This is a genomic window from Mesorhizobium sp. M7D.F.Ca.US.004.03.1.1 (genome assembly GCF_003998635.1).
Taxonomy (GTDB): domain Bacteria; phylum Pseudomonadota; class Alphaproteobacteria; order Rhizobiales; family Rhizobiaceae; genus Mesorhizobium; species Mesorhizobium loti.
Window position 1 is genome coordinate 1 of sequence record NZ_RZQG01000773.1, and the last position, 2,861, is coordinate 2,861.

The window sequence follows — 2,861 nt, forward strand, 5'->3', positions numbered from 1 at the left end:
GACGACGACAATCTCGTCCTCGGGCTCTTCCGGCTCGACATAAGCCGGGAAGCTGCGCGCCTCGACAAAGCCTTCCGGCTTTTCAGCCAGCGCGCCGCGGAAGATCGCATAGTGCTGCGCACCGACCGAATCGTCGGCCTCGACGGTGATCGTCAGCCCAAAGCGGCTTTCGAGTTCCACCAGCGTGCCGCGCTTGTGGTTGAGTACATAGAGTGCGGTCGCCGCTGGCGTCCGCACCGTGATGTGGCTGCGCGAATCCTTGAGCAGAAATTCCTCGATCGCCCGCACCACCATCAGCGCGACCGACGAATCGGAGCGCACATGGCCGGTGCCGCCGCAATGCGGGCAGGGCTTCATGGTCGATTCCAGCACGCTGGCGCGGATGCGCTGGCGTGACATCTCCATCAGGCCGAAATGCGAGATACGGCCGACCTGGATGCGCGCACGATCGTTCTTGAGGTGATCCTTCAGCCGCTTCTCGACGGAGCGGTTGTTGCGGTTCTCCTCCATGTCGATGAAGTCGATGACGATCAGGCCGGCAAGGTCGCGCAGCCTGAGCTGACGCGCGACTTCCTCGGCCGCTTCCAGATTGGTGTGGAGCGCGGTGTCCTCGATCGAGTGCTCCTTGGTGGAGCGGCCCGAATTGACGTCGATGGCAACTAGCGCCTCGGTCTGGTTGATGATGATGTAGCCGCCGCTCTTCAGCGTCACCTGCGGCTGCAGCATGCGGTCGAGCTGCGCCTCGATGCCGTTGCGCACGAAGATAGGCGTCGTGTCGCGGAACGGCTGAACCACTTTGGCGTGGCTCGGCATCAGCATGCGCATGAAGTCCTTGGCCTCGCGATAGCCTTCCTCGCCGGAGACAAGAATCTCGTCGATATCCTTGTTGTAGAGGTCGCGCACCGAACGCTTGATCAGGCTGCCTTCCTCATAGACCAGGGCGGGAGCCGTGGACTGCAAGGTGAGATTGCGGACATTTTCCCAAAGCCGCATCAGATATTCGTAGTCGCGCTTGATCTCGGCCTTGGTGCGGCTCTCGCCGGCGGTGCGCAGGATGACGCCCATGCCTTGCGGCACTTCGAGATCGGCAACGACTTCCTTCAGGCGCTTGCGGTCCACCGCGCTGGTGATCTTGCGCGAAATGCCGCCGCCGCGCGCCGTGTTCGGCATCAGCACCGAATAGCGGCCGGCAAGCGACAGATAGGTGGTGAGGGCCGCGCCCTTGTTGCCGCGCTCTTCCTTGACGACCTGCACCAGCAGGATCTGCCGGCGCTTGATCACTTCCTGTATCTTGTACTGGCGGCGCACCGGCTTGCGGCGATTGCGCACTTCTTCCAGCGCATCCTCGGCACCGACCGATTCGACCTCGTGATCGTCCGGATGCGAGGACTGTACTTCCTCGAGCATGCCGCGATCATTGTCGCCTGACGTGGCTTCGCTGCCCTGTTCCGCTTGGGGAACGGCTTCGGAAATCACATCGCCTTCGACCGCGGCGGCGATCGATGTCGGGCCGCCTTCGCGGGGCTCTGCTTCGTCCTGGTCAGTTGAAGCTTCCTCATGCTCGGACGCGTCGGCATGCCCCGAGGCATCCGAATGTTCCGATGTATCGGCTGCGTGTTCGATGATCTCGGAGGTGTGGGAGATCTCTTCGACAACGACGTCGCCATTGTCGCTGCCTTCGCTTGCCTCGTCGGAATCGGCTGCATCGCGCTTGTGCTCACCGCGGTCGCGGGGCTTGCCGCCGCGCCGGCGGCCGCGCCGTCCACGATCGCGGCTCTGGCGATCATCGCCGTCGCCGTCCTCGTTTTCCTCGTCCTCGGCCTCCTGCGCTTCGGCGCGCAGCAGTGCCTGACGATCGGCGACCGGAATCTGGTAGTAGTCAGGGTGAATTTCACTGAAGGCGAGAAAACCGTGACGGTTGCCGCCATATTCGACAAAGGCTGCCTGAAGGGAGGGCTCTACGCGCGTTACGCGGGCTAGGTAGATGTTTCCTTTGAGCTGCTTCTTGTCCTGGGATTCAAAGTCGAATTCTTCAATACGGTTACCGCGAACGACGACAACGCGTGTTTCCTCCGGGTGGGAGGCGTCTATCAGCATTTTGTTGGGCATTATTTCGTTTCCCCCCGGCAGCCGTCAGCCGCAGCTTGCGAGGCAATGCCTGCTGCTGCGTGTCTGGAGTGTGGGTGCCGGATATCTTAACGTCCGCCGGCCGTCGCTTGAGCGCCATGGCGGTGCCGCCCGCAGCCACAATGGCGCGGTTTGATGCGGACCTTTCCATGATTGCGCTTGAAGCCATCGTCACCAGCAGAACCTTTTGAACCAAAGCCCGGACGAACCGGACCAGCTTGTTTGCTCATACAGAGCCGGCGCGGGAACAAACCCGGCCGTTTTCCTCACGCAGGCGATTCCCCCGCCACGGGCGCACACCTGCGAAATTCGTCGCGATCACCTGAACCCTTTTCGCGTGAAGCGAAAGGAGCCGCCTTTTTCATCTGACCCTGTAGCAGGAAGCTGCGGAGGAGGGCGGTTCCAGGATTGCAGTGATCCACCATCGCTTTTATGATTTGGCGGGGTGGAAGGCAACCCCGATTTCCGATGCCGGCAAAAAGCAGTTCCGTAACGTAAGTCTGGGTTACGATCCTTGCATGAAAAGGCTTGGTTAACCTTCTCTGGATACCAATCGTTAATCGAGTTCGCGGCCTAACCGGCATTTCGACGAAACGACCGGGCGCCTGGCGCCAAACCGGGAGCGACTGGAAGAGAGATGGGACTGGCAGACTTCACAGACAAGGGATGTCGTGTTGGCGGCCGGATTCTCTGCGCCTTCCGCCTCTTGCTGCTGCTGGCGATCTGTTCTGCCT

At 61.4% G+C, this 2,861-nt stretch carries 1 protein-coding gene; it reads right to left on the reverse strand.

Annotation, left to right across the window (positions count from 1 at the left end):
• On the reverse strand, positions 1-2,109 hold a 2,109-nt coding region (locus EN935_RS29580; protein WP_164771430.1), incomplete at its 3' end, for a ribonuclease E/G.
• Positions 2,110-2,861 lie beyond the last annotated feature (752 nt).